Raw genomic sequence first — 25,941 nt, 5'->3', positions numbered from 1 at the left:
GCGTGCCATCAGCCCGTCTGTCGCGAGGTGAAATTACAACAGCCGGATGGCTGAACTCACCACAAAGCGGCTTTCTTCGCTAATCGGCCAGTCGTCGGGGATCTCCGATGACTGGCGCACAATTTGCCAGGCATCGTGCTCTTGCGGGCACAGGCAGATCGCTTCCGGCGCCACATCCACCAGGAAATTCCACTGCCGCACTTTTTCCGGCTTGCCCGCTTGGTTCGTCGTTTCCAGCGAATAGTCAAAAAAACCCAGATAATGGCGGATGTAGCTCAAACGCAGCCCGGTTTCTTCATGCAATTCGCGCATCAACGTCGCCAACAGATTGTGGTCGTTGGGGGTGCGGCCGCCACCGGGTATTTCCCAATATCCCGGTAGCCTCGGGTCATTGGCGCTACGCCGTACCAGCAGTATCCCACCGTTAAACACCACGGCGGCGCCAAGTGTCTGACGAGTAATCCCTTCCTGCTGAGCCTGTGATTCAAACTGCCGCAACATCTTGCTGTATGCACTGTCCTGGGGTGAAAACAAAAACATGTCATTACCTGTCTGTGTCGAGTTCGGCGCTAACCCGGCCGCTGGTGAGGCCTCTCTCGTCATTACTTGTCCGCGCTCGTCGCGAGAAGACCGCGTAATGGCGGACATAGCCTAGTTGTTATCGATGACACTGATATTTCATCTTGTTAATAAATACAAATATGATTTTTTCATATAAAAATACTTTCGATTGGGTATCAATCTGCTACATCAAAACTACAAAAAAGGTAACTAAATGTAATTTATTCTGAGGCGGGGACGCCTGCGTCAGTGATCGGGCACAGGACGAAGGCGTCAGATGGGGTTAGCGGACGTTCGGGATCCGAATATCGCCGGCAGGACAATTGGATGTGATGTTGGAGGCGCAGGACTGGAATTTCAGTTGCTTATCCAGACAAACGCGGACTTCCGACAGTTCTTTCTTGTTACAGGCCACGACCAGGCCGTCGGCCGGAATATCGGGATTGCTCTGGCGGAATGCAGCCAGGATCTTGTCGGCGGAGAGGAATAGCGGTTTGTGCGGCGCCTGGAGTTCGGGCGGTACTTTGACGTGGCTTAGGGCCTGGTCGGCCGCATCCAGATAGCCTTTAGCGCCGAGCCCGCTACAGGTGCCGTGTTTTTCCCACTCATGGGTCAGTAAGTCATCTGAGGGAAAAATCATATCGCCTTGTCGGCGCTCTTCCGGCGTCAGTGCCGTGATGGGCGGACAGTTTTCCGGCCATCCGCCCTTGGTGTACTGGGGCCACAGGCCATGCAGGACGAAACCGTAGCCTTTGGTACATTGCGGGTTGTCTTTGTGGGTCAGGCAAAATGTGGGCGACCATGACAGCGTCAGCAGATAGTAGTCAAACACGCCGGCCTGGTTTTTATTCTGTGCCAGAGACGGCGCGCTCAGTAAGCTGCCTGCCAGCAGCAGAGTGACCAGTATTGAGAAGACTTTGCTCATAAAACACCTCGAAAAGTAGGATATACCCACCATATTTCAAGTTGCAGGTATATCGGCTGCGTGACTCGGCCCATCAATGGGCCTTGCCCTAAAGGGCCAACGCGCCAGCCGGTTGTCCCGTAACTCGAATTATTTTGGGGATATGACCTCAAAATATGTGCCTAACATCGGCTCGTGATGTTATTGCGCCCGCAGTTTCCGCCATCGTGTACGCAATTTCCAGGCAGAAAAAATAAGGAATGTGATCTTCGTGCGGCAGGCGCCACGGTGCAGCCCGCCGCGTCGGGATCGGTAATCAGGCTAACGATGTCTTGCGAGATCATCAGGCGGTATACCGACGGAGCCTATTAAGCGATAGCGCGAGTCGGTGAAAAGTCAAACCGGGAGCAGGTTTCCCGGCGCGGTGTAAGGCGATGCCGACCGCGCCGGAATGGTCGGGTTTTCCCCATCAAATGCTATCGTTGTCAACACGTTGCCGCAGCGCGACGTATTGCACCAGCATGATGGTTTTGGCATCGGCCAGTCGGCCGGTTTCAATGGCATGCAGCGCCTCCGGCAGCGTCATTTCCAGTGTTTCCACATCTTCCCCTTCTTCGTGCAGACCGCCGCCGGCGCCGACACGCGAGGTATCGTCGTATTCGCCCACAAAGAAATGCAGTTTTTCAGTCACCGAGCCGGGGCTCATGTAGCACTCCATGACTTTTTGCACGTTGAATACCCGGTAGCCGGTTTCTTCTTCCGCTTCGGCACGAATGCGTACCTCGGGGTCGGCGTTGTCCAGCAGACCGGCGGCGGTTTCAATCAACATGCCATCGTGGCCGTTGATGAACACCGGAAAGCGAAACTGCCGCGTGAACAGCAGTGTCTGTTTTTGTCGATTAAACAGCAGGATAGTTGCGCCATTGCCGCGGTCGTAGGTTTCGCGGCTTTGTCGCTGCCAGGAGCCATCGCGACGCAGAAAGTCAAAGGTGGTTTTTTTCAACAGATACCAGTCGTTAGCGAGGACAACGCTGTCGATAATGCGAACCCGATCTTTGGTGGTATGCATGATGATGCTCCTGGTGGTGAAGGGAGTCTGCATCCTAAAATAGGTCATCGTGCGATATCAAGTCATTTCATGCATTTTCGTGTAATCAGTGGCGAGTGAATCTGCACGTTTTTGGTCGGTTTTCACTAAAAATGACAATGAAATGACGGATGACGGACTTTTCGTGTAAATTCATGCATATTCAATCATGAGAAAACGGGCGGAAATGTGGAGCCAACATGCTGACGACAAAACGTAAACAACAGATTCTGGCGCAGTTGGCGGCAGAGGGGCAGGTGCTGGCAAAAGCGCTCAGCGAACAGTTTGGCGTCTCTGAAGACACCATCCGCCGGGATCTGCGCGAGCTGGCGCGTGAAGGCCGTTTGCTGCGGGTACATGGCGGCGCGCTGCCGGCATCGGACACGGTGGTGAATTTCGCCGCCCGCAGCCAGATAGCGATGGATGAAAAACAGCGTCTCGCCCGTACCGCGGCGGCGATGATTGCGCCGGGACAGGTGGTGATGATCGATGGCGGCACCACCAGCGGCGAGCTGGTGAACGCCCTGCCGGCGGATCTGGCGATCACGGTGGTGACGCACAGCCCCAGCGTGGCGGTGGAGTTGGTGAATTATCCGGCCATCGACGTCGTATTGATTGGCGGCAAACTGTACAAGCATTCGCTGGTGACGGTGGGGGCGGCGGCGGTAGAAGCGATGTCGCATATTCGCGCCGACCTGTTTTTTATGGGCGTGACCGGCGTTCACCCACAGGCGGGGTTTAGCACCGGCGATTTGGAAGAGGCGTACATCAAACGGGCGTTGGCCGCACGGGCGGCGGAAACTATCGTGATGGCGACGCGAGACAAGCTGAATGTCGCATCACAATACGCCATTGGCGATCTGTCGCTGGCCAATACGCTGATTGTGGACGACGACGTGCCGGACACATTGACGTCGTCGTTCGAACAGAGAGGGTTGGCCGTGGTGCGACATAGCCGATGAAATGACCTTGGATCCAACCTGCCATCCTGGTTGATATGCCGCTGCCGTGGCCTTCGGCATGGGGGTTGCCTCGCTGGGCAAATGTGCGTAATGTTAGTTGTACTATGCAACTATTTGGGGTCGCGATGACTGATATCTCGCCTGATCTGCTGATTACGCCTATTCGAGAAGCTTCTCGCCGGTTAGTGCGGGAGCTGGGGTTTATGAAACCTTCGCTGGCAGATACGACGATGCCGCCGTCGTTCGTCCACGCGCTGATTGAAATTGGCGCGTCGGAAGGCCTGACGGCATCGGTACTGTGTGAACGGCTTAATCTGGAGAAATCCACGGTCAGCCGGATGGTGAGTAAATTGGTCGCCGCCGGGCTGGTGCAGGACAGCGCACAAGAGGACGATGGCCGGTGTAAACCCTTATCGCTTACCGATGCCGGGGAGCAGGTGCTGGAGGGTATCAATGCTTTCGCCAAAGGGCAGGTTTCCTCGGCATTGAACCGGCTGACGCCTGCGGCGCAGCGTAGCATTGTCACCGGCCTGAACCACTATGCCGGCGCGCTGGAGGCATGCCGTACCGGCGTCAATGCCGCGCTGCCCGCCGTCAGTATTGTGGCCGGTTATCGACCGGGACTGATCGGCCGGGTGGTCGAGATGCACGCCAGTTACTATACGCGCGCCGTCGGATTCGGCGCATTTTTTGAAAGCAAGGTGGCTGCGGGCCTGGCGGATTTCATGCCTCGCCTGACGCAAGGCGGCAACGCCGTCTGGCTGGCGCTCGATGGGGAACGCATTATCGGCTCGGTGGCGATTGATACGGAGGATTTGGGCGAAGGCCGCGCACATTTGCGCTGGTTCATCGTCGAAGATGGCTGGCGTGGCGCCGGGGTTGGCCGTCGTCTGTTGGCGGAAGCCGTCGCGCACTGCGACCATCTCAAGCTGGCGGAAACCCACCTTTGGACATTGCGGGGGCTGGATGCTGCCCTTCGCCTGTATGAGCAGGCGGGCTTTCAACTGGCCGAGGAGTATGCCGGCCAGCAGTGGGGGGCGGAAATGGTGGAGCAGCGTCTGGTGCGGGCGCTGCCGCAATGACCCGCTCGCGGGGGGAAACGCCATGCCGGCAGTGAGGTTCGCGACGGGATCGTGAAAGATTCAGCACCTGGTTATGTCAGGTGCAGAATTTCTTGCAGTTCGTCGCGGTCAATACAGGTAGCGTCACGTTCAAACAGTTGCGGTATCGCGTGCTTAAGTTTTGTTTTCAACGTATTCAGTTCGAACGGGCGTTGATACCGATTCCGGCGATACGAATAGAGGAAGTGGCGCCCCTCGCTGTAAATAATTCTATCGAATGTATAAAAATCGATATAACTTCCACGGTGATTGGCGCAAAGCACCACATCGCCCTGTTGGAAGGGCAGTTCATCTTGCTTGGCGTCGTATGTGAAAAAATCCCTCAGCAGGGGGGGATCCGCTTCCGCCGATTCTGCTTGCAACAGCTGAGTGGCTTTGGTTTTGGTTTCCGCTGAATGGCGCTTACACCAAAGGAACAACGGTAGCGTCTGATTGCTTTCATCTAATAACCATGCCTCGGCGCTGGAATAATGCCGAGACCGTGCCAATCCCGCCTGGGTTTTATTATGGTTGCGACGATAATGATTAAAGGCGAATTGGAATGCTGATGATTTATCTGCTTTGATGACCGATTTCGCGGTTAATAATTGTCTAAAACGCCGCACGTATTCAGTATACAGACCGATATTTTCCATGACCACGCAAGTATCTCGCCGAAGGGATAAGCCAGTTTTTGTAAAATTGGCGCTGCCAATGACAACAATATCCGGTTCGATTAAATACAACTTCCAATGAATACTTGATTCATAACCAAAATCCACGAAAGTGCGAAAATTATTCCGGTTGTGCTCGGCGCAATATTCAATGAATTTTGGCGCAGTGAAAGCATTAATTGTCCCAACTAATAATTCAATGGTGTTGTTATTATCCAATAATGCGGAAAGGATCTCTTCTGTACCGCTGGCAAAGGCGGTAATGATGTTAATCTTCTTTCCCCGGTGTGATTTTAAATAATCTTCCAGGCATGAGGTGTCATCAAGTATGTTCATATTTTCTCGTGGTAAATACCCTAAATAATTGGGTGCCCACGCAATGATGGTGGGCACTCACAGTGTTGATACCGGTAAGTTTGATACCGGTTGCCTGTCATGACATCACTGCGCATCAGGGGAGGATGCCACAACCGCCGTGCCGTCCATCATACAGAGGCAGTTTTCGCTGATAAAATCAGTGAACACCGTCATCCGTGCTGGATAATGGCCATCGGTGAAAAACTCGCGGAAAACGTCCCGAACCGCGGGGAAATCCTGGCGATGCTTGAGATACAGCGTTAATTGAACCATGTCATTGAGGCTTGCATCGACAGATTGTAACGTTCGACTCAGGGCTTTCAGAGACGCTCTTGCCTGAAACACCGCATCCGCTTTTTCATGACCGCCGCTGTGGTGTGCCAGGAAAATAAATCCGCCAGCGACGACGCATGCCGGGCAAGTATCATCTTTTGTGTGTGGTGCCGCTCTCATAATCATCATAATATCCTCATCATTAGTGGTGTTTTTACTGTATTCCCATACAGTGGTCGTGACAAGCCTGATCGGTATCAGGTTATTTGCGAACAGTCACATTTATTAAAAATGAGGGGGGCGCGGCGTGAATATACTCTTTGATCTGGACGGAACCATCATTAATTCTCTCCCCGGCATCAGCGCGAGTTTAGTGTATGCCATTCGCCAGCAAGGCCATGCCGTTGATGAAAATAGGGATATCACCGCGCTGGTTGGCCCGCCCATGAATAGTATTGTCCGTACCTTACTGGCGCCGTATGGCGATAACCGCGTGGCTGAAACGGTGAATATCTATCGGGAGCATTATGGCCAACACGGGCTTTATAATAGCGTGCCTTATCCGGAAATTCAGGCATCGCTTAGCCAGTTAAAAAGTAATGGGCATCATTTATTTGTGGCGACGTCGAAGAGACAGATGTTTGCAGAGAAGATACTGGTGAATTTAAAACTTGATTCGTTTTTTACCGATATTATGGGCACGCTCGCAGACGGTAGTTTAGATGATAAAAGCCAATTGTTATCGGCCCTGATAAATAAACATACGTTGGATAGAAAAAAGACCGTCATGATAGGGGACAGGAAAGAGGATATTATCAGTGCGCATAATAATGGTTTATTCGCCATCGGTGTGCTGTGGGGGTATGGTTCCTATGATGAGTTGCGGGATCATGGCGCGGATATGTATTGCCAGTCACCTTCACAGTTATGCGCGCAGTTGGAGGAACGGGGGCGTGGTCGGCAGAACCATTAACGGCGGCGATGCCCTTGATGACCTCGAGTGACGTTGAGGGTCGTTACCACTATGGGCAAACCGGTATGGATGTAAAAAATGCCGAAAATGGGATGCTGTAAACCGCGAGGGCGCTGCATCATTTATGCGTGAATGCGTGAATGCGTGAATGCGTGAATGCGTGAATGCGTGAATGCGTGAATGCGTGAATGCGTGAATGCGTGAATGCGTGAATGCGTGAATGCGTGAATGTGTGAATGTGTGAATGCGTGAATGCGCTCTGACGACGCGACGCCGGTTTTTCCACCACCCATCACCGGTTAAAAAACAAAAACCCCAGACCTAAGCCTGGGGTTTTTGTTGTTAATCTGGCGGTGAGGGAGGGATTCGAACCCTCGATACGTTTTCACGTATACACACTTTCCAGGCGTGCTCCTTCAGCCACTCGGACACCTCACCGTAGCCGCTGTCTCAGCGACGGGCGCTACTGTAGGGAAATTCCGTTGTAGCGTCAACAAACTTCTTTTATAAAAACGCGCGTTTAGCCAAACTTCAAGCAATCTGCTGCTTTGCTCGCCAACGGGGAGGGTGTCGCAATGTGCGCGGTTGAGAATATGTCGGCTGCGTTAATTTAATGTTATTGATTCTCATCGCCGCTGTGCCACGGAGGGATAAATGCTATGCTTGCTTATCAATGCCACACCAGGAGAAATCATGTATCCCGTTGATTTGCACATGCACACCGTCGCCAGTACCCACGCCTACAGTACGCTGCATGACTATGTTGCCGAAGCGAAAAAGAAAAACATTCGTCTGTTCGCCATTACCGACCACGGCCCCGATATGGCGGATGCGCCGCACTACTGGCACTTCATTAATATGCGTGTCTGGCCGCGAGTGGTTGACGGCATCGGCATTCTTCGCGGGATCGAATCCAATATCAAAAATCTGGATGGCGACATCGACTGTACTGGCCAGATGCTGGAGACGATGGATCTGATCATCGCCGGGTTTCACGAACCGGTCTTCCCGCCGCAAAATCAGGCCGTTCACACCACGGCAATGATTGCTGCCATGGCGCAGGGGAATGTGCACATGATAAGCCACCCCGGCAACCCCAAATTTCCCATTGATATCCGCGCCGTGGCGCAGGCCGCCGCCGAGTACAACGTGGCGCTGGAGCTGAACAATTCCTCGTTTGAACACTCCCGCCGGGGCAGCGGGCCGAATTGTCGGGCGATTGCCGAAGCGGTCCGTGACGCGGGCGGTTATCTGGCGCTGGGGTCTGATTCGCATATCGCCTGGTCGATGGGGGAGTTTCCCCACTGTGAGCGCATATTGCAGGAAGTTGATTTTCCGCAGGATCGTGTGTTGAATGTCAGCCCGCGCCGGGTGCTGGATTTTCTGCAATTACGCGGTAAGCCTGCTATTCCCGAATTTGCGGATTTGTGACACCGTCACTCATTATTCACAAGGTAATAACATGAATGAATTCTCCGTGGTGTGCCGCATCCTCGGTTCACTGTTTTATCGTCAGCCGCAGGATCCGCTGCTGGCGCCGTTATTGACGCTGATCCAGCAAGGCAAAATGCCGCAGCACTGGCCGCTGGAGCAGGATGACCTGCTGGCGCGCTTAGAGAAAAGCGTCGATTTGCCGGCGCTGACGGCGGATTACGTCTCGTTGTTCGGTGATGACCCGGCGGTGGCGCCGTGGGGATCGGCCTGGGAAGAGGGCGTGCCGGAGGCGGAAGTGCGGGCATTTTTACAGCAGCGAGGTATGCCGTTGGGCGAAGGCCCGGCCGACCATTTCGGTGGGTTGCTGCTGGCGGCGTCCTGGCTGGAAGATCAGGCGCAGGACGATGAAACCGCCGCGCAGATTGCGTTGTTCGACAACTACTTGCTGCCCTGGAGCGGACGTTTTCTGGGGAAAGTCGAGAGCCACGCCGTCACGCCGTTCTACCGCACATTGGCGATAATTTGCCGTGAGGCGCTGGATGCGATGCGAGATGAGCTGGCGGAGACAGACGACGATAACCGTCAGCAAGATGCCTAATCGCCGTTATCGTGTCAGCCTGGGCATGTCGGTGACTGACATGCCCGGAATGAGCGCGACGGCATCAGTCGGTGAGCAGGATCACCAATTGCCCGGGTTTAACCTCAATACCTTTCGCCAGTTTTTTCGCCAGCGCTTCCTTGTTGCTGTGCTCCGGGTTCAGCACATAGGCGGGTTTCTGGTCGAAGTAATTCTTCAGCGACTGATTCAGATAGGGCGTCAGCGTCTGCAACAGCGACTGTAATTTTTCCGGTTCGACCTGGTAGTTCACCAATTCCAGATCTTTCAGATAGATGGCACCTTGCTCTTTATTGAACACCGGCTGGGCTTTCAACGTCAGTTTCATGTCGGCGGTCTGGTTGCCGAGCAGCGAGGCGATATTCACTTTGGCGTTGCCGCTCAGCGTCACTTTGCCGGGCTCGGTGCGGCCGATTTGGCTATTGAGTTCGGTCAGCACGATGTTGGCGTCGATCACGCCGGGGACACCGAGCTGTTTCTGATAATCATTATGCTGTTGCAGGTATTGGTTGATTTCCTGCTCGCTCAGGGAATATTGCGTCAGCGGCCCGCAGCCGCTCAATAATAACGAGCCAAGCAGCGCCAATGCGGCCAGTCCTGAAAATTTCATCCTATAACCTCTTGTTTTTAAAGTGCTCCGAACCACCGAAGCCTGCTGGCAGGGTGCGACAATCGGGGGATATCGCCAATCGGAATGTACTGAAACGCGCCTGCCCGCAGGCAGGCGGCGTGATTACTGCGCCTGACCGGCCAGCAAGCTGATGTTGCTCAGCCGCGCCATGGCGTCACGGTAGGCGGCGACCTGGGGAGGAACGGCGACATTGGCGACAATGCTCAGCGAACGCAGCAGCGGGAACAGGTTGATATCGTCCAGCGACAGCGCGCCGTTGCAGGCGTCGGCGCTGACGATCAGCGGTTCCAGCGCCAGCAGGTCATGCTCCAGCCGGGCGACCAGCGCCTCGGTTTGGGCGAAGTGCCCGGCAAAGCTGCCGATCTGGCCCTCTTTTTTGTGGATGAAGTAGTTGCGGCCAGCCTCGGTGGCGAACTCTTCAAATCGAGCGCGGGAAAAACGGGGGATCAGCAACTGGCCCGCGTACAGGTAAACCTGACGGATCCAGTCATCAATGGCCGGGTTAACCGCGCCGTTCAGTACCGGTTTGCCATCCAGCCCGTCGACGTATCTCACGATATCCAGACTTTCCGGCATATAGCCGCCATCCGCTTTTTGCAGAATCGGCACCATCTTCTGTCCCACCATGGAAATGGGCGTCGCTTCGTCGTCATTGGACAGTACGGTCACGTCTACCGGCAGAGACTTCAGGCCGAAAATCATGCGGGCCTTCACGCAAAACGGGCAGTGTTCATAGATAAAAAGCTTCATACCAGATCTCCTGTAGTGCGCATGACCTCAGCCTGCGCGTGACTGTTCCAGCGCCGGATTATCCATGGTCGTGGTGTGGTACGTCCATGCTGTTTGTGCCGGTAAATGTAACGAAATCGCCTCCGTCGCTGGTCGGCAGGCAATACGTGCAACCACCTATGCGGCGGGTGGGCGCTAGGGCGGCGGGAGAAAGCGTGGTGGATAACTCGGGGTCAGTGCCATGCCGTCAGGAAGAGACTTGGCGGGGAGAACAGTGGCGCCCATGACGGGCGCCGGTGAAATCAGTGGTCGCGCAAGATGGCGGGTTCGAGACGTTTCAGGTGGAACTGCCAGTAGAGCGCCGCCAGCGTCAGCATGCCGACAATGCCGAGCATACACCAGGGCAATGCCGGTTGGTTGAGCGATTTGCCCATATCGAACAGCCAACCGCCGCCGCTGTAACCCAGCGCGCCGCCCAGCGCCAGCCCCATCCGGCTAAACCCCATATAGCTGCCGCGGGCGCGGGCGTCGGACAACGACGCGCTCAGGGTTTCCCGCGCCGGTTCGGCGATGATCGAGCCCAGGTAAAAAATACCGATCAACAGCAATAGCAACCGGATATGCGTCACCATGCCCATCGGCAGCAGGCTCAGGGTCATGATGAACAGACCTAACATCAAACGTTGTTCCAGGCGGTAGCGTTTTTCGCTCCAGCGGGCGATGGGATACAGCAGCGACAGCGACAGCACCGCCTCGATGGCGTACATCCACTTGACGGCCGAAGGCGTCCCCGCCAACTCATTGACCATGATCGGCATCATCAGCAGTACCTGTACGCTCAGCATGTAGTAGCCGGTCAGCGTCAGGACGTAAGTCACAAAGCGCCGATCGCGCAGTACCCGCGACATACCTTCCAGAATCGGCGTGCGGGTGGTGGAAATCCGGTAGGCGGGCAGAAGCCATGCATTCAATAGGCCGATCAGCACGAAAATGGCCGCGCCGGTCCAGCACACCACATTGAAATTGTATTGCATCAACCAACTGCCCAGTAGCGCGCCCAGCACCGCGCCGGCGTTATCCTGCATCATCAACAGCGAGTAGAACCGGCTGCGCTCGTGCGGGCGGGTGAGTTTGATGACGATGGCATTACGCGGCGGCTCGAACAGCGTGCCGCCCAGGGCGGATAAAATGCAGGATAGCATCAGCAAGAGCGGTGTTTCCGCCAATGCCATCAGTACGAAGCCGGACGCGCGCAGCAACATGCCGGCGACGATCATCGGTTTGGCGCCGAACCGGTCGGCGATCGCGCCGCCGAAAATCCCCAGCCCTTGTTGGGTAAACTGCCGCAGGCCAAGCGCTATCCCTACCGTCAGGGCCGCCCAGCCCATCTGATCGACAAAACGGATGGAAATCAACGGGAAAACAACAAAGAAACCTAAAATTACCAGCATGTTGTCCAGCAGCAGGAAGTATTTTCCCAGGCTGCGGGCTTGCGTCATCAACGGCATGTTTCACCACAAAGGAAGCAGAGGAAGGCGTATGGATCTGATGAAGGACAGCCGGCGAAATGTGCGTCAGCGCAATGTGTGTGGCGGGTTTTTCGCATCCCTGCCGGTCGGCGGCTGGCTGACTTCAGATCTCTCGTCGGCGCTATTGTCTCGCCTCTTGATGAAATGTGATAGGGCGCGCGCTAATAATTTTTTTTCATTAAACAACTGTTATCTGGGCGACAGTTTGAGAAAAAAAGCCGGCAGGATGACGTGATTGCACAATAACTCGGCGCCGGCGATTTTACGGCGTGGAAGCGATGTGGTTATAGTAGATTGTAAAATCATGGCTTTCGGCGGGGCATTTCCGCCGGTGCAATACATTTGACTTATCGACAATCTGTCCGCCTGGGGGGGAGACATGTTTGGCTACCGTTCCGCGTCAACGAAAGTCCGTCTGGTGACAGACCGGCTTGTAGTCCGTCTGGCACATGAGCGAGATGCCTGGCGTCTGGCTGAATACTATGCGGAGAATCGGGAATTTCTGAAGCCCTGGGAGCCGGTGCGTGACGCCAGTCACTGCTATCCTTCCGGCTGGCAGGCGCGCTTGAGCGTGATTACCGACATGCATAAACAGGGCAGCGCTTACTATTTTTTGCTGCTCGACCCGGATGAAAACGAAGTACGCGGCGTGGCTAATTACAGCAATGTGTTGCGCGGCGCGTTTCACGCCTGCTATCTCGGCTACTCGCTGTCGGCGAAGTGGCAGGGGCAGGGGCTGATGTATGAAGCGTTGCAGGCGTCATTGCGTTACATGCTGCGCCAGCAGCATATGCACCGCATCATGGCCAACTACATGCCGCATAACCACCGTAGCGGCGATCTGCTGGCACGGCTGGGTTTTGAAAAAGAAGGTTACGCCAAAAACTATTTGCTGATTGACGGCAAATGGCAGGATCACGTACTGACCGCCCTGACCAATACCGAGTGGACACCTATGCGTTAGGCTGCGCCCCGCCCCGGTTTCCCGACGAGTCGCGATAGCGTCGACGCGCCGTCCGGCGTCGGCGGATCCTGAACCTCGCCCCGATAATGCACAAGGAGCACGCGAATGAAATACGAGTTGAACACCCGTGAAGCCAGAGTGATCGGCTGCATGCTGGAGAAACAGATCACCACGCCGGAGCAGTATCCGCTGTCGCTGAACAGCCTGACGGCCGCCTGCAACCAGAAAACCAACCGCGAACCGGTGATGGATTTGAGCGAAACCGAGGTGCAGCAAACGCTGGACGTGTTGGTGAAACGGCATTTCCTGCGCACGGTAAGCGGCTTCGGCAACCGGGTGATGAAATATGAGCATCGGTTCTGCAACTCGGAATTCGGCGATCTGAAATTCTCGGCGGCGCAAGTGGCGTTGGTCGCCACCCTGCTGCTGCGCGGCGCGCAAACGCCGGGCGAACTGCGTACCCGGGCGGCGCGGTTGTATGAATTCAGCGACGTGTCGGACGTGGAGAACACGCTGCAACAACTGTCCGCACGCGAGGACGGGCCGTTCGTGGTGCGGCTGGCGCGGGAAGCCGGCAAGCGCGAAAGCCGGTTTATGCACCTGTTCAGCGGCGACGTGAGCGGCGATCCCGAGCCCGAGGTGGAAAGCGCGCCGGAAAGCGCGTCCTTGCTGGCGCGGGTGGAGACGCTTGAACAGGAAGTGGCGGCGTTACGCCAGCAACTGGCGGCACTGCGCCAACCATCGGACGCCTGAGCGCGTCGGCCGTTAACCGAATAATCACTGAGGATCGCCGATGTCATCGCTACGTATCGGGATGGTGGGGCTGGGCGATATCGCCCGCAAGGCGTATTTGCCGGTGCTGTCGCAGCAGCTGAACTGGACGCTGGCGGGCGCGTATTCGCCCAATCAGCAGAAGGCACACTCGATCTGTGAGCAGTATCGCATGCCGTGCGCCGCCAGTTTGTCCACGCTGGCCGAACAGTGCGATGCGGTGTTCGTGCACAGCAGCACCGCGACCCATTACGAGGTGGTGCACGCCTTGCTGATGGCGGGCGTGCATGTGTATGTCGATAAACCGCTGGCGGAAACGTTGGCGCAGGCCGAGGCGCTGGTGGCGCTGGCGGCGAAGCGCCGCCTGACGCTGATGGTCGGTTTTAATCGACGGTTCGCGCCGCTGTATCGGCAATTGGCGGCGCTGGCGCCGTCGCCGGACAGCCTGCGGATGGAGAAACACCGCATCGACCACGTCGGCCCGCAGCCGGCGGCGTTTACCCTGTTGGATGATTATCTGCATGTGGTGGATACCGCGCTGTGGCTGGCGGGATCGTCAGACGCATCGCTGAGCGGCGGCACGCTGCGCTGTACGCCGCAGGGCGCGCTGATCTACGCAGAGCATCACTTCCGGGCGGGCGACTGTCTGGTGACGACCAGTATGCACCGGCAGGCGGGTACCGGCCGCGAAGCGGTGCAGTGGGTGGGCGCGGGCGGCTGGTATCAGGTGGACAATCTGCACGACTGGAAAGAGGAGCGGGACGGCGTGATCGTACAGCGCCCGGCGCCGTCCTGGCAGAGCACGCTGGAACAGCGGGGGTTCGCGGGGGCGATTGCGCATTTCGTCAACGCGGTGGTATCGCAGACGCCGCCGTTAACCAGCGGCGATCAGGCGCTGCGCGCGCAGCGGGTGGTGGACAGCCTGCTGGGAAAATGCTGAAAAAGAACGCAGTTGCGCGTTTGTTCGGTAGCTATTGAACACGCAATGCGTAGACTAGGCGCACACTATCAGGCGGGAGCGCGGTTTGTTTCCGTCTGCGACGCAGCGATACCGGTGGCGTCCGGCGGGGCGACCGCCGGCAGTCCTTAAGCCGCGCCGCCCGTGATGTTGCGGCGGCGTCCGGTATCCCCGATTTTCCCTATCCAGAAAAAGCGAATGAATTTACTGAAATCACTGGCCGCGGTCAGTTCCATGACCATGGTTTCCCGAGTGCTGGGGTTTGTGCGCGACGCGATCGTCGCCCGCGTGTTTGGCGCCGGTATGGCGACCGATGCGTTTTTCGTGGCCTTCAAACTGCCTAACCTACTGCGGCGTATTTTTGCCGAAGGCGCGTTTTCCCAGGCGTTTGTTCCCATTTTGGCGGAATACAAGAACCAACAAGGTGAAGAGGCGACCCGTACCTTTTTAGCCTACATCGCCGGTATGTTGACGCTGGTGCTGGCGTTGGTGACGGTGGCGGGGATGTTGGCTGCGCCCTGGGTGATCATGATTACCGCGCCGGGATTTGCCGATACGCCGGATCGTTTTGCGCTCACCGCGGCGCTGTTGCGCGTCACCTTTCCTTATATTTTGCTGATCTCGCTGACGTCGATGGTGGGGTCGGTGTTGAATACCTGGAACCGGTTTTCCGTGCCGGCGTTTGCGCCGACGCTGCTCAACGTCAGCATGATCGCTTTTGCGCTGTTCGGCGCGCCGTTGTTTCATCCGCCGGTGATGGCGTTGGGGTGGGCGGTGGTGGTCGGCGGCGTGCTGCAACTGGGTTATCAACTGCCGCATCTGAAGAAAATCGGCATGCTGGTACTGCCGCGCATCAAGTGGCGCGAGCCTGGCGTCGCCCGGGTGATGAAGCTGATGGCGCCCGCCATCCTTGGCGTCTCCGTCAGCCAGATTTCGTTGATCATCAATACGATATTCGCCTCTTTCCTCAGTCAGGGCGCGGTGTCCTGGATGTATTACGCCGACCGGCTGATGGAGTTCCCCTCCGGCGTGTTGGGCGTGGCGTTGGGCACCATTCTGTTGCCGTCGTTGTCGAAAAGCGTCGCCAGCGGCGATCAGGTGGAGTATTCGCGTTTGCTGGACTGGGGGCTGCGGCTGTGCTTTTTGCTGGCGTTGCCCGCGACGGTAGCGCTTGGCGTGTTGGCGCAGCCGCTGACGGTGGCGCTGTTCCAATATGGCAAGTTCAGCGCCTTTGACGCGCTGATGACCCAGCGCGCGCTGGTCGCTTACTCCGTCGGCTTGATGGGATTGATTCTGGTTAAAGTGCTGGTGCCGGGGTTCTATGCGCGGCAGGACATCAAAACGCCGGTGAAAATCGCGATGGTGACGCTGGCCATGACCCAGTTGATGAACCTGGTGTTTATCGGGCCGTTGCAGCATGCCGGGCTGGCGCTTTCCATCGGGCTGGCGTCCTGCATCAACGCCGCACTGCTGTACTGGCAGCTGCGCCGTCAGCGGTTATTTCAACCGCAGCCGGGGTGGGCGGCATTTCTGGCGAAACAGGCGATCGCCGTGGTGAGTATGGCGCTGGTGCTGGTGCTGATGTGCTACTGGATGCCCGCCTGGGATCAGGGCGGCATGGCGGCGCGTCTGCTACGGCTGATGGCGGTGGTGGCGGCCGGCGGCGGCAGTTATTTCGCCGTGCTGGCGCTACTGGGATTCCGCCCGCGAGATTTCGCCCGCCGCAGCGTCTAAGCCTGTTCTGTTACCCGTTTTCTCCTTTCCCGCGTTGCCTTCATATCCCGCCGTCGGCCTTATCGGTCGTCAGCGGGATGAGTTGCCGTTTGTTTTCCTCTTTTTGTCCTCTTGTTTCCTGAAAAAACAGCACATCGCCTGATAATAGGCAGTTTGTTTAGCATTACTGATCAGTGCTACACGAAGTTGTACAAGTCAATCGCAGAATATAGGCCCGGAATTATGCGTTGTTTGGACGAATGAATTGCGGTTATGTGACTGTTTTATGAGTTCATTTAACTAATTAAGTGCAATGTTTTGTCGATAATAAGTTATCAGTGCATACATTACTGATGCTTTAAATAAGAAACACAATAACCGTATGTAAATAAAGGAAAAGAAGATGACGATTTTCCAGAAATTAACAATAGCTATCACCATTTTCGTACTGTCGCTCATCGGTGTGGGCGGGTATGGCATTAAAGCGCTCGGGGAGTCAAAGGATCGGGTTGAATACGTCACGGGAAATACGTTGCCCAGTCTTACTTTATTGTCTAACTCGAACATCAATGTACGTGAAGTACGGGCATCGCTCAGCTCGCTGAGCAACATGGAGGATCAGGGGCAACGTGTGGCGCTGTTGAAATCCACGCTGGACAAGCTGACAAGCGTGGACAAGTTCATGGCGGACTACAAGCAGAACTATATTGCCGATGCTCACGACGCGCAGATGACCGATTACATCATTCAACAACTGACGTTGTACCGTCAGGCTATTGATAATGTTTATAAAGGCGGAACCCAGCAGAGCACCACGGACACCGCAGCGGAAAATACTAAAAAGCAGGTTGAGCAGGCATTGATTAAAGCGTTGCAGGATCAACGTGATTACAACCTGAAGCTGGCCGATACACAGGAAAAATCTAATGAGGCGAGTTATCGCGCCGCGCTGTATACCTTTGTCGGCCTGATCGTTGCCTCGGTGGCGGTGGCCGGTACGCTGGCGTTGATGATTTTGTTGTATGTCCGTCGCAGCCTGAATCATCTGCAACATACCTTGCTGACGATCAGCGACAATCTCGATCTCACGCTGAGAGCAGACGACAGCCGTCATGATGAAATCGGCAAGACTGCGCAGGCGCTCAACAACCTGACCGACCGTTTCGCCACCGTACTGGCGGATGTGCGGATGTCCAGCGAGAGTGTGGCGACCGCATCCAGCGAGATTGCCGCAGCGAATATTGATCTGTCGTCCCGCACCGAAGAACAGGCCGCGTCGCTGGCGCAAACCGCCGCCAGCATGCATGAAATCTCCTCCACCGTGGAAAGCAACGTCGAAAATGCCCGGCAGGCCAACCAGCTTGGCCAGAAGGCGGCGGAAGCCGTGACCCACGGCGATGTGTCGGTTGAACGCATGATGCAGGCGATGAAAGGCATTGCTTCCGGGTCGGAAAAAGTGGCGGAGATCACCAACCTGATCGAAGGCATCGCTTTCCAGACCAATATTCTGGCGTTGAACGCGGCGGTGGAAGCAGCGCGCGCCGGCGAGCATGGCCGCGGCTTCGCCGTGGTGGCAGGCGAAGTGCGCACGTTGTCGCAACGTTCCTCTTCCGCCGCCAGAGAAATCAAAACGTTGATAGACAATGCCATTGCGGCCGTGAGAAACGGCTCGCAGCAGGCGGATGATGTGCGCGAGGCCATCGGTAATGTCAAAACCCTGATCACAAACACGTCATCGCTGGTGGGTGAAATGTCGCTGGCGTCGGAAGAGCAGAGCCGCGGCATCAGCCAGATCAACGTAGCGATCAACCAGATGGAGGCGGTAACGCAGCAGAACGCCGCGATGGTGGAACAGGCGTCGTCGGCGGCGGAATCGCTGAACGATCAGGCGACGAGATTGCGTCAGTTGGTGGAAACGTTCCGGCTGAGAGAGGGGGGCGCGCACGCATCGTCGGATGACGCTTTGTCGTCTCGGTTGGCGTTAGGGATGAAATAACCGACTAACGTCGGAGACGCGGCGGTAACGTCGCGTTTCTGGCGTGGATGGGGCAGCAATTTCATCACTATTGTTCGTGAATAACGCCAAGTTATTGGTTGAATGATTGAGCAATTGTTTCAACAATGTGCGATTAGCGTCAAAATATAAGTTCTTATTATTCAGGTATGGATAATGCGGGATTATCTGGCTATAGTTTACAAGGTAAATTAATGCATTCAGAAAATAAAACGTGATAATAAATATCATTTTTATAGCGCAGCGTGAGTGAATAACATAATGATGAGTTGGGTATAAAGAGAAATTAATTTCGGCCGTGATAAATAAAACAAGAAGGTATGATGATAACTATTTTCTCTTACGCATGTGCGTTCTTCCGCATGCAATATAACCAATAATCGGGGGGCATATGTATTCATTCGTTGCGCGGCAGCCTATATTTGACAGGCACCTGAATACGGTAGCCTATGAAATTTTTTTTAGAAATGGCTTGACCAACGCCTTTCCCAATGTGTCCTCCGAGTATGCGACGGCCCAGATCATTTCGGATCAGTTCCTGTGTGCGGCGCCGTCCCACCTGGTTGGGCATTATTCCGCATTCGTTAATTTTCCCTATCAATTGATTGTTAACGGCGTCGCGCATGCGTTGCCGCGTAGCAAAGTGGTGATTGAAGTATTAGAGCAGGCGACACCTGATGACGACTTATTGAAGGCGGTGCGAAAACTACATGATGATGGGTTTCGCATCGCACTGGATGACTTTTCTTTAGACAGTGCCTGGGATCGGTTCATCCCCTACATTCACATCATCAAATTTGATGTGCAGAATACTGAGTTTAGTGATATCGACCGCTATCTCAGTAAACAGGGTAAAAAATGAACCATGTGACGCTGTTGGCTGAAAAAATAGAGTCGCATGTCGATTTTGAACGATATAAAAAATATGGCTTTGATCTTTTTCAAGGCTATTTTTTTAGCAAGCCGGAAGTGATCAAAAATCGCAGGTTATCACAGAATGAGATCGCCACGTTCCAATTGGTAAAAGCGGTAAGCGACGAAGAGATTGATTTTAAAAAAGTGGAGATGTTGATTAAGGGTGATGTCTCTCTTTCCTATAAAGTCATGCGCTACGCAAAAAATATTTTATACCGGACGGTCGGCGCCAGTAATTTTAAATGCCTGTCGTTGAAAGATATCGCCATGTACCTCGGTAAGAATGAACTGCGCCGTTTTGTGGCGATTGCCTGTTTATCCGCTGCGGGTGATATCGAGGTGGAGGAACTCTATCAAGTGAGTTTGACCCGCGGGCGGTTCTGCGAACTGGCGGCGGAAAAAATGGGCTGTCAATCGTCAATGCCGGATGCGTTTTTATGCGGGTTGTTCTCACTGCTGGACGTGATCCTCGATCTCCCGCTGAAAGATATTTTTAGGCATATCACCCTGTCTGAAGCGGTAGCCAGGGCCTTGCTCCAGCATGAAGGTAAACTTTATGCGCTATTACGGCTGTCGCAACTGTATGAGCAAGGCTTATGGGAAGGCGTTGGCGAGATGGCGAAATCGATGCAACTGTCGGAGCGCAGTGTCATTACGGCAATGGACAGCGCCACCCGGTGGGCGGATGAATTCAGTATTTAGCCGTTGCGAAGGGTGACAACCGCGAGTGAGGGATTCGGGCCGACGGCAATGGCATCGGCCCGGTGACGATTACATCTTCTCGACGGTCTGGATACCCAGCGTGTCCAACCCGGTTTTCAACGTCATCGCCGTGAGCTGCGCCAGCTTCAGGCGGCTTTGACGCACGCTGTCGCTGTCGGCGTTGAGGATCGGGCAGTGTTCATAGAAACTCGAGAACAGCCCGGCCAGATCGTACAGGTAGGCGCACATGACGTGCGGCGTGCCTTCACGGGCCACGGTAGTGATGGTTTCTTCAAATTGCAGCAGGCGGGTCGCCAACGCCAGCTCGCGTTCATCATCCAGTATGATCGGCTGCGTCAGGCTGCCGTCGTCCACCCCGGCGCGTTTGAAAATGGACGCCACGCGGGTATAGGCATATTGCATATACGGCGCGGTGTTGCCTTCGAACGCCAGCATGTTATCCCAGTCAAATACATAGTCGGTGGTGCGGTTTTTGGATAAGTCGGCGTATTTCACCGCGCCGACGGAAACCACCTGCGCCAGTTGTTCCAGCTCGGCGCGCGCCATCTGCGGGTTTTTCTCGGCAATCAGCGCCAGGGCGCGGTCGTAGGCTTCATCCAGTAACTCGGACAGCTTGATGGTGCCGCCGGCGCGGGTTTTGAACGGCTTGCCGTCTTTGCCCAGCATCATGCCGAACATGTGGTGTTCCAGGCTGACGGCATCCGGAACGTAACCGGCTTTGCGCACGATAGTCCAGGCCTGCATCAGATGCTGATGCTGACGGGAGTCGATGTAATACAGCACGCGGTTGGCGTTCAGCGTTTCGTACCGGTATTTGGCGCAGGCGATGTCGGTGGTGGTGTAAAGGTAGCCGCCGTCCTTTTTCTGGATGATGACGCCCATCGGCTCGCCTTCCTTGTTCCGGAACTCTTCCAGATAGACCACGGTAGCGCCTTCGCTTTCCACCGCCAGACCTTTGGCTTTCAGATCAGCGACGATGCCCGGCAGCATGTCGTTGTACAGGCTTTCGCCCATGACATCGTCTTTGGTCAGCGTGACGTTGAGGCGATCGTAATTGCGCTGGTTCTGGCTCATGGTGATATCCACCAGCCGGCGCCACAGGGTGCGACAGTATTCATCGCCGCCTTGCAGTTTCACCACGTAGCCGCGCGCGCGCTCGGCGAAGGCGGCATCGTCGTCGTAATGCTTTTTCGCTTCCCGATAGAAGGCTTCCAGATCGGAGAGTTCCAGATCGCCGGCGTGCTCGTTCTGCACTTTTTCCAGATAGGCGATCAGCATGCCGAACTGGGTGCCCCAGTCGCCGACGTGGTTGGCGCGGATCACCTTGTGGCCGAGGAATGCTAACGTGCGTACCGCCGCATCGCCGATGATGGTGGAGCGCAGATGGCCGACGTGCATCTCTTTGGCGACGTTGGGGGCGGAATAGTCGATGACGATGGTTTGCGGTTCAACGCCGGCGATGCCCAGCTTCGGCGCGCTCAGCGCGTGCTCCAGCTGCGCGGACAGCCACTGGCGGTCGAGGAAAATATTGATAAAGCCGGGCCCGGCGATTTCCGTTTTGGCGGCGATGCCGTCCAGTTGCAGCAGCTGCACCACCTGTTCGGCCAACTGGCGCGGCGGCATGCCCAGTTTTTTAGCCACAGCCATGATGCCATTGGCCTGATAATCGCCAAACTGTGCCTTGGCCGACTGGCGAACCATCGCTTCGCAGTCAGCGCCCGCGCCCGCCGCAACCATGGCCTGACGGACTTTTTCGGAAAGAAGAGCCTGAATATTCACCGGGGTACCTTAATTGACAAAATAAGCTGCCTTTTATATCACAAAGAGGTTGGCTCGTCAGCAGCACAACCCCGGCCGGGCGCGGCTGTACAGGGAATAAAGATGGCGGCGTTCGGGGGGAATGTGTAGATTGGCGCCCATATTTTTTTACCCGGATGAGAACCCCATGACCGCACTGCTACCCGCATCATTACGCGACGATCTTTCCCGCTTTGAAAACGAACTCTGGCAGTTGGCGGCGCAACTGCAACTGAATCTGGCGGATTTTCAGGCGGATCACCTTGCGCTGCGTTGTCACCAATACAGCACGGCGGAGCGCTGGCGCGAAGCGCTGCTGACGAGCGGAACCTTGCTGTCAGAAAAGACCATTAACGGACGTCCCATCTGCCTGTTCACTTTGCACCAGCCGCTCACGGTCGGGCCGTGGCGGATCGACTGCGTGGAACTGCCGTGGCCCGGCAACCGTCACTATCCGCACGAAGGCTGGGAGCATGTGGAACTGGTGTTGCCCGGCGATCCGGCCACGCTGCATCAGCGCGCGCTGGCATGCTTGTCGGACGAGGCGCTGCAAGCGCCGGGTATCAAACTGAAATTCAGCCATCCGCAGGGGGAACAGGAACGTTTACCCAATCCTACGCTGGCGGTGACGAACGGCAGCATCACGCTCAAGTTTCATCCGTATAGGATCCAGGACGTCGTCGCCAGCGAGCAGGATGAAGACGCGGCGGGTGAGAAATAAGCGCGCTGCTTTCAGGCTTAACTGCATGGTATGGCTGATAAATTGTGTCGTGGCTCATATTTTGCCGCGAAATGCCCGAACCAGTGTGATGCGGCTCTCTTCCTCAGGCCGGGGCCGATGCCATAGTGAGCCGGGACAGATTCCCTGCTATCAAAAACATTCCCGATAGCCTGCGACCGTGGGAACGCCCGCCGCGTCGCCGCCTTGCGCCTGTGTTGCGCGCAAGCGGGACGCCCGGTTTTTTTATCATGTTGATTTTCTGGCGGATACAGCGGTCGGCCACCATGCTTCACGCGAGGATGCGCGTGGTGATCACCGCTGTAAATGGCCATATTTGTGGGAGGAAGGTATGCCAAAACTGGAGGTGTGTTGTTACAGCATTGATTGCGCGTTGACGGCCGAGCAGGCTGGCGCGGATCGGATTGAACTGTGCGCCGGATTGCGGGAAGGCGGTCTGACGCCCGGTTACGGCGTACTACGCCAGGCGCGGGAAACGCTGAGTATTCCGGTTCATCCGATGGTGCGTCCGCGCGGCGGCGATTTCTGCTACAGCAGCCGTGAGTTCGCCGCGATGCTTTATGACATCGACCAAATCCGTGAAATGGGGTTCCCCGGTTTGGTGGTTGGGGTGCTGGATGAGGAAGGCCACATCGATCTGCTGCGGATGCGGCGGGTGATGGCGCATTGCAGCGGGCTGGCGGTGACGTTTCACCGTGCATTCGATATGTGCCTCAATCCTCGTCATGCGATTGATCAATTGGCGGATTTGGGCGTGGCGCGCGTGCTGACTTCCGGCCAACAACCCAGCGCCGAAAACGGATTGCGGCTATTACGGGAACTTAATGATGTCAGCCGGAGTCCAATCATTATGGCTGGCTCCGGCGTGCGCTTGACCAACCTGCACAAGTTCCGCGATTGCGGTATTCAGGAGGTGCACAGCTCGGCCGGGCGCTGGTTGCCGTCACCGATGCGTTACCGCAAAGTCGGGGTGACGTTGTGTAGTGAAGGCGATATGGACGAGTTCCAGCACTATTGCGTGGATGGCGACATGGTCGCAGCGATGAAGAATGCGCTGAGCCCGTCATCCATTGATGTTCCGCTTTCCAGCGGGTGATCGCGGTCGGTGTCGTTGCGGCGAATCATCAGCCACAAACAGGCGGCGGTGATGCCGTCGCGCAGGCCGTTGAGACGGAAAACGTTTGCCGCGCAGCATTCCCCTTACGGTCTGCTTGCGAGTACCAGGCCCCGGCGTGTTGCCGGGGCTTTTTTTCACTACCGCGGCGGCGGTTTTTCAGCTTCGCGGCAATCGGTAATTGCCGGAAGAACGCAACAGAACCAGGGCATAAGCATGAATTGTTATGCACTTAGCGTTTATTTCCGCTGGCAGGTGCTATGCTCAACACTCTCACTGTGGAATAAGGAATCCTGCTATGCGTGGAATCGTTGTGCATCATGAACATCGCATTGGTTTCATCGTTATCCGCGATCCTGATGGCGCGTTTATCGTCGCCAAATTAAAGGAGAACTACGATATTGAGCGGGGTGATGCGGTCTCCGGCGAATTGCATACCGCCGGGCACACCGTGTTATTAAATGAAACCAACGGTGAAGAGATCCCGGCTGATATTCAGCAGGGAACGATGACCGAAGAAGAGGCCATCAACCTCATCGTTAAAACCGCTAACGCATAAGTCGCAACAGTATTCTGCGTATGGCGCAGGAGTAGCGCCTTTTTCACCGGTCTGGCCGCCATTTACCGATGACGGCCAGCATTTTTTATGGCTTCTGCGCCACCAGCACCGCTCGCAACGGTGCCGGGTAGCCTTCCACCGTTTTGCTGTGGTCAGCGGGGTCGAGAAAATCGGCCAGCGACTCGCTGATCATCCAGTCGGTGCGGCGCTGTTCCTGCACGGTGGTTACGCCTTGATCCACGACGCGGATATTGCAAAAACCACATTTCTCCAGCCACTGAGTGAGTGCCGCCGCCGACGGCAGGAAATAGACGTTGCGCATTTGGGCGTAACGTTCGCCCGGCACCAGCACGCAATGCTCGTCACCTTCCACCACCAGTGTTTCCAGCACCAATTCGCCGCCGGAGACCAATTGGTTTTTCAATTGCCAGAGATGATCGAGCGGCGAACGGCGGTGATAGAGCACGCCCATGGAAAACACGGTGTCGAACGCATTGAGCGCCGGCAACTGCTCGATACCAAGCGGCAGCAGGTGCGCACGCGGGTCATCGCCCAGCAATTTACGCACCGCTTCAAATTGGCACAGGAACAGTTGGGTGGGATCGATACCCACGGCCATGCGGGCGCCGGCGCCAATCATGCGCCACAGGTGATAGCCGCTGCCGCAGCCGACATCCAGAATCAGCCGATCCTGTAGCGGGCTGATGTGCGGCGCAACGCGATCCCATTTCCAATCGGAACGCCATTCGGTATCGATATCGACGCCATAGAGCGAAAACGGGCCTTTGCGCCATGGCATCAGGTTGCGCAGCAAGCGCTCGATGCCCAGACGTTGCCCTTCGGACAGCGGCGTATCCATGGCGGCGCTAACGCCATCGACCAGCTCGAGCCGATCTGGCGTTAAGGCCGGCAGATGTTCCACGGAATTGAGCCACTGCCTGAACCCGCCGTGCAGTGAGGACTGCTGCCACTCGCTGATTTGGGCAGGCAGCGTATTCAGCCAATGGCTGAGCGGCCCGATGGCGATCTGCTGATAGAAACGGCCGAAATCGATCATGCGGCGTCCTCGGGTTTTATCGCCACCAGCGAGCCGAAGTTAAAGCACTGGAACCAGACTTCGCTGTGGGCGAAACCGGCTTCCCGCAACCGGGCTTTGTGGGTTTCCACCGAGTCGGTGATCATGACGTTTTCCAGCATGCTGCGTTTTTGGCTGATCTCCAGCTCGCTGTAGCCGTTAGCGCGTTTGAAATCCAGGTGCATATTGAACAGCAGTTCGCCGATGGCGGCGTCTTCAAAGCTGAATTTTTCCGACAGCACCAGCGCGCCGCCGGGGCGCAACCCTTGCCAGATACGGCGCAGCAGAAGCAAACGCTGCTCCGGCGTGATGAATTGCAAGGTGAAGTTAAGCACCACCAGCGAGGCATTATGGATGTCGGTGTCGAGGATATCGGCTTCGCACACATCCACCGGGGTGTCGGCGCGAAAGGCTTCGATATGGCGACGGCAACGCTCCACCATGGCGGGCGAGTTGTCGACGGCGATAATCCGACAGCCGGGGACATGAATGTTGCGGCGCATTGACAGTGTCGCGGCGCCCAGCGAGCAGCCCAGATCGTAAACCCGGCTATCCGGGCGGACGAAGCGTTCCGCCAGCATGCCGATCATGGAAATAATATTCGAGTAGCCGGGCACGGAGCGCTGAATCATGTCGGGGAAGACTTCAGCGACGCGCTCATCAAAAGTCCAGTCGCCCAGGTTGGCGATGGGGGCGGAAAAAAGCATATCGCGGTTTGACATAGCGGAAACAAGCACACAGGAAAAGAACAGGGGCGCATTCTAGCAGA

The 25,941-nt window shown here is 56.1% G+C and carries 27 protein-coding genes and 1 tRNA gene; 16 read left to right on the top strand and 12 right to left on the bottom strand.

Going from position 1 to position 25,941, the window contains the following annotated elements:
- Positions 1-33: 33 nt before the first annotated feature.
- The 3 genes from DPA2511_RS11275 to DPA2511_RS11265 form a co-directional block, all read right to left on the bottom strand.
- Positions 34-540, bottom strand: a complete 507-nt coding sequence (locus tag DPA2511_RS11275; protein ID WP_015853889.1) for an NUDIX hydrolase — start codon at positions 538-540, stop codon at positions 34-36.
- Positions 541-844: 304 nt separating this feature from the next.
- Positions 845-1,486, bottom strand: coding sequence for a ribonuclease T2 family protein (locus tag DPA2511_RS11270; protein ID WP_015853888.1), 642 nt, complete (start codon positions 1,484-1,486; stop codon positions 845-847).
- 448 nt (positions 1,487-1,934) lie between these two features.
- Positions 1,935-2,534: an NUDIX domain-containing protein gene (locus DPA2511_RS11265; RefSeq protein WP_015853887.1), complete on the bottom strand. Its 600-nt coding sequence runs from the start codon at positions 2,532-2,534 to the stop codon at positions 1,935-1,937.
- 218 nt (positions 2,535-2,752) lie between these two features.
- On the opposite strand from DPA2511_RS11265, the gene DPA2511_RS11260 reads away from it, so the two are divergent.
- Both DPA2511_RS11260 and DPA2511_RS11255 read left to right on the top strand, forming a co-directional pair.
- Entirely contained in the window at positions 2,753-3,514 is a 762-nt protein-coding gene (locus DPA2511_RS11260) for a DeoR/GlpR family DNA-binding transcription regulator (protein WP_015853886.1), read from the top strand.
- 125 nt (positions 3,515-3,639) lie between these two features.
- On the top strand, positions 3,640-4,596 hold the full coding sequence (locus tag DPA2511_RS11255; RefSeq protein ID WP_023638328.1) for a bifunctional helix-turn-helix transcriptional regulator/GNAT family N-acetyltransferase: 957 nt from the start codon (positions 3,640-3,642) through the stop codon (positions 4,594-4,596).
- Between the two features lie 71 nt (positions 4,597-4,667).
- On the opposite strand, the gene DPA2511_RS11250 is transcribed toward DPA2511_RS11255, so the two are convergent.
- Together DPA2511_RS11250 and DPA2511_RS11245 are read right to left on the bottom strand one after the other, a co-directional pair.
- Complete coding sequence (locus DPA2511_RS11250; protein WP_015853884.1) at positions 4,668-5,624, bottom strand: phospholipase D family protein; 957 nt, start codon at positions 5,622-5,624, stop codon at positions 4,668-4,670.
- Positions 5,625-5,729: 105 nt separating this feature from the next.
- On the bottom strand, positions 5,730-6,107 hold the full coding sequence (locus DPA2511_RS11245) for a RidA family protein (RefSeq protein WP_015853883.1): 378 nt from the start codon (positions 6,105-6,107) through the stop codon (positions 5,730-5,732).
- A 118-nt stretch (positions 6,108-6,225) separates the two neighbouring features.
- Between DPA2511_RS11245 and DPA2511_RS11240 the strand changes: the two genes are divergently transcribed.
- Positions 6,226-6,891, top strand: a complete 666-nt coding sequence (locus DPA2511_RS11240) for an HAD hydrolase-like protein (protein WP_015853882.1) — start codon at positions 6,226-6,228, stop codon at positions 6,889-6,891.
- Positions 6,892-7,239: 348 nt separating this feature from the next.
- Here DPA2511_RS11240 and DPA2511_RS11235 read toward each other — a convergent pair.
- A tRNA-Ser gene (locus tag DPA2511_RS11235) sits at positions 7,240-7,329 on the bottom strand.
- Positions 7,330-7,584: 255 nt separating this feature from the next.
- Here DPA2511_RS11235 and DPA2511_RS11230 point away from each other — a divergent pair.
- On the top strand, positions 7,585-8,322 hold the full coding sequence (locus DPA2511_RS11230) for a phosphatase (protein WP_015853881.1): 738 nt from the start codon (positions 7,585-7,587) through the stop codon (positions 8,320-8,322).
- A gap of 31 nt (positions 8,323-8,353) precedes the next feature.
- Positions 8,354-8,923: a TorD/DmsD family molecular chaperone gene (locus tag DPA2511_RS11225; RefSeq protein WP_015853880.1), complete on the top strand. Its 570-nt coding sequence runs from the start codon at positions 8,354-8,356 to the stop codon at positions 8,921-8,923.
- A 64-nt stretch (positions 8,924-8,987) separates the two neighbouring features.
- Here DPA2511_RS11225 and DPA2511_RS11220 read toward each other — a convergent pair whose 3' ends face one another.
- From DPA2511_RS11220 to mdtH, 3 genes are all read right to left on the bottom strand, one after another.
- Entirely contained in the window at positions 8,988-9,551 is a 564-nt protein-coding gene (locus DPA2511_RS11220; RefSeq protein ID WP_015853879.1) for a lipoprotein, read from the bottom strand.
- A gap of 123 nt (positions 9,552-9,674) precedes the next feature.
- Positions 9,675-10,322: a glutaredoxin 2 gene (grxB, locus tag DPA2511_RS11215; RefSeq protein WP_015853878.1), complete on the bottom strand. Its 648-nt coding sequence runs from the start codon at positions 10,320-10,322 to the stop codon at positions 9,675-9,677.
- A gap of 281 nt (positions 10,323-10,603) precedes the next feature.
- Complete coding sequence (gene mdtH / locus DPA2511_RS11210) at positions 10,604-11,809, bottom strand: multidrug efflux MFS transporter MdtH (RefSeq protein WP_015853877.1); 1,206 nt, start codon at positions 11,807-11,809, stop codon at positions 10,604-10,606.
- Between the two features lie 31 nt (positions 11,810-11,840).
- Here mdtH and DPA2511_RS11205 point away from each other — a divergent pair, with 31 nt between their 5' ends.
- The 8 genes from DPA2511_RS11205 (at position 11,841) to DPA2511_RS23200 (ending at position 19,867) form a co-directional block, all read left to right on the top strand.
- On the top strand, positions 11,841-12,065 hold the full coding sequence (locus DPA2511_RS11205) for a hypothetical protein (protein ID WP_015853876.1): 225 nt from the start codon (positions 11,841-11,843) through the stop codon (positions 12,063-12,065).
- A gap of 144 nt (positions 12,066-12,209) precedes the next feature.
- Positions 12,210-12,794, top strand: a complete 585-nt coding sequence (gene rimJ / locus DPA2511_RS11200) for a ribosomal protein S5-alanine N-acetyltransferase (RefSeq protein WP_015853875.1) — start codon at positions 12,210-12,212, stop codon at positions 12,792-12,794.
- A gap of 105 nt (positions 12,795-12,899) precedes the next feature.
- The gene (locus DPA2511_RS11195) at positions 12,900-13,547 is read left to right on the top strand and encodes a YceH family protein (protein WP_015853874.1); all 648 of its coding nucleotides are present in this window, start codon (positions 12,900-12,902) and stop codon (positions 13,545-13,547) included.
- A 40-nt stretch (positions 13,548-13,587) separates the two neighbouring features.
- Positions 13,588-14,505 carry a Gfo/Idh/MocA family protein gene (locus tag DPA2511_RS11190; RefSeq protein WP_015853873.1) on the top strand — a complete coding sequence of 306 codons (918 nt, stop codon included), beginning with the start codon at positions 13,588-13,590 and terminating at the stop codon, positions 14,503-14,505.
- 216 nt (positions 14,506-14,721) lie between these two features.
- Positions 14,722-16,257: a murein biosynthesis integral membrane protein MurJ gene (gene murJ, locus DPA2511_RS11185; protein ID WP_015853872.1), complete on the top strand. Its 1,536-nt coding sequence runs from the start codon at positions 14,722-14,724 to the stop codon at positions 16,255-16,257.
- A 382-nt stretch (positions 16,258-16,639) separates the two neighbouring features.
- Positions 16,640-18,232 carry a methyl-accepting chemotaxis protein gene (locus DPA2511_RS11180; RefSeq protein WP_015853871.1) on the top strand — a complete coding sequence of 531 codons (1,593 nt, stop codon included), beginning with the start codon at positions 16,640-16,642 and terminating at the stop codon, positions 18,230-18,232.
- A gap of 409 nt (positions 18,233-18,641) precedes the next feature.
- Positions 18,642-19,112 (top strand): EAL and HDOD domain-containing protein, encoded by a 471-nt coding sequence (locus DPA2511_RS23205; RefSeq protein ID WP_051122249.1) that lies wholly within the window; start codon positions 18,642-18,644, stop codon positions 19,110-19,112.
- Positions 19,109-19,867, top strand: coding sequence for an EAL and HDOD domain-containing protein (locus DPA2511_RS23200; RefSeq protein ID WP_051122248.1), 759 nt, complete (start codon positions 19,109-19,111; stop codon positions 19,865-19,867). The genes DPA2511_RS23205 and DPA2511_RS23200 overlap by 4 nt, the downstream gene beginning before the upstream one ends.
- Positions 19,868-19,936: 69 nt before the next feature.
- Here DPA2511_RS23200 and argS read toward each other — a convergent pair whose 3' ends face one another.
- Positions 19,937-21,667, bottom strand: a complete 1,731-nt coding sequence (argS, locus tag DPA2511_RS11170; protein ID WP_015853869.1) for an arginine--tRNA ligase — start codon at positions 21,665-21,667, stop codon at positions 19,937-19,939.
- 166 nt (positions 21,668-21,833) lie between these two features.
- Here argS and DPA2511_RS11165 point away from each other — a divergent pair, with 166 nt between their 5' ends.
- The 3 genes from DPA2511_RS11165 to DPA2511_RS11155 all read left to right on the top strand — a co-directional run bounded on the left by DPA2511_RS11165 (position 21,834) and on the right by DPA2511_RS11155 (position 24,097).
- Positions 21,834-22,406, top strand: a complete 573-nt coding sequence (locus DPA2511_RS11165; protein ID WP_015853868.1) for a VOC family protein — start codon at positions 21,834-21,836, stop codon at positions 22,404-22,406.
- Positions 22,407-22,755: 349 nt separating this feature from the next.
- A complete protein-coding gene (gene cutC / locus DPA2511_RS11160; RefSeq protein ID WP_015853867.1) occupies positions 22,756-23,520 on the top strand; it encodes a copper homeostasis protein CutC in 765 nt (254 codons plus the stop codon).
- A 316-nt stretch (positions 23,521-23,836) separates the two neighbouring features.
- Entirely contained in the window at positions 23,837-24,097 is a 261-nt protein-coding gene (locus DPA2511_RS11155; RefSeq protein WP_015853866.1) for a hypothetical protein, read from the top strand.
- A gap of 85 nt (positions 24,098-24,182) precedes the next feature.
- On the opposite strand, the gene cmoB is transcribed toward DPA2511_RS11155, so the two are convergent.
- Complete coding sequence (gene cmoB / locus DPA2511_RS11150) at positions 24,183-25,154, bottom strand: tRNA 5-methoxyuridine(34)/uridine 5-oxyacetic acid(34) synthase CmoB (protein ID WP_015853865.1); 972 nt, start codon at positions 25,152-25,154, stop codon at positions 24,183-24,185.
- Complete coding sequence (cmoA, locus tag DPA2511_RS11145; RefSeq protein WP_015853864.1) at positions 25,151-25,894, bottom strand: carboxy-S-adenosyl-L-methionine synthase CmoA; 744 nt, start codon at positions 25,892-25,894, stop codon at positions 25,151-25,153. The genes cmoB and cmoA overlap by 4 nt, the downstream gene beginning before the upstream one ends.
- Positions 25,895-25,941 lie beyond the last annotated feature (47 nt).

This window comes from Musicola paradisiaca NCPPB 2511 (assembly GCF_000400505.1).
GTDB classification, from domain to species: domain Bacteria; phylum Pseudomonadota; class Gammaproteobacteria; order Enterobacterales; family Enterobacteriaceae; genus Musicola; species Musicola paradisiaca.
The sequence above is the reverse complement of the archived record's forward strand: the minus strand, read 5'-3'. Positions and strand labels throughout refer to the sequence as shown.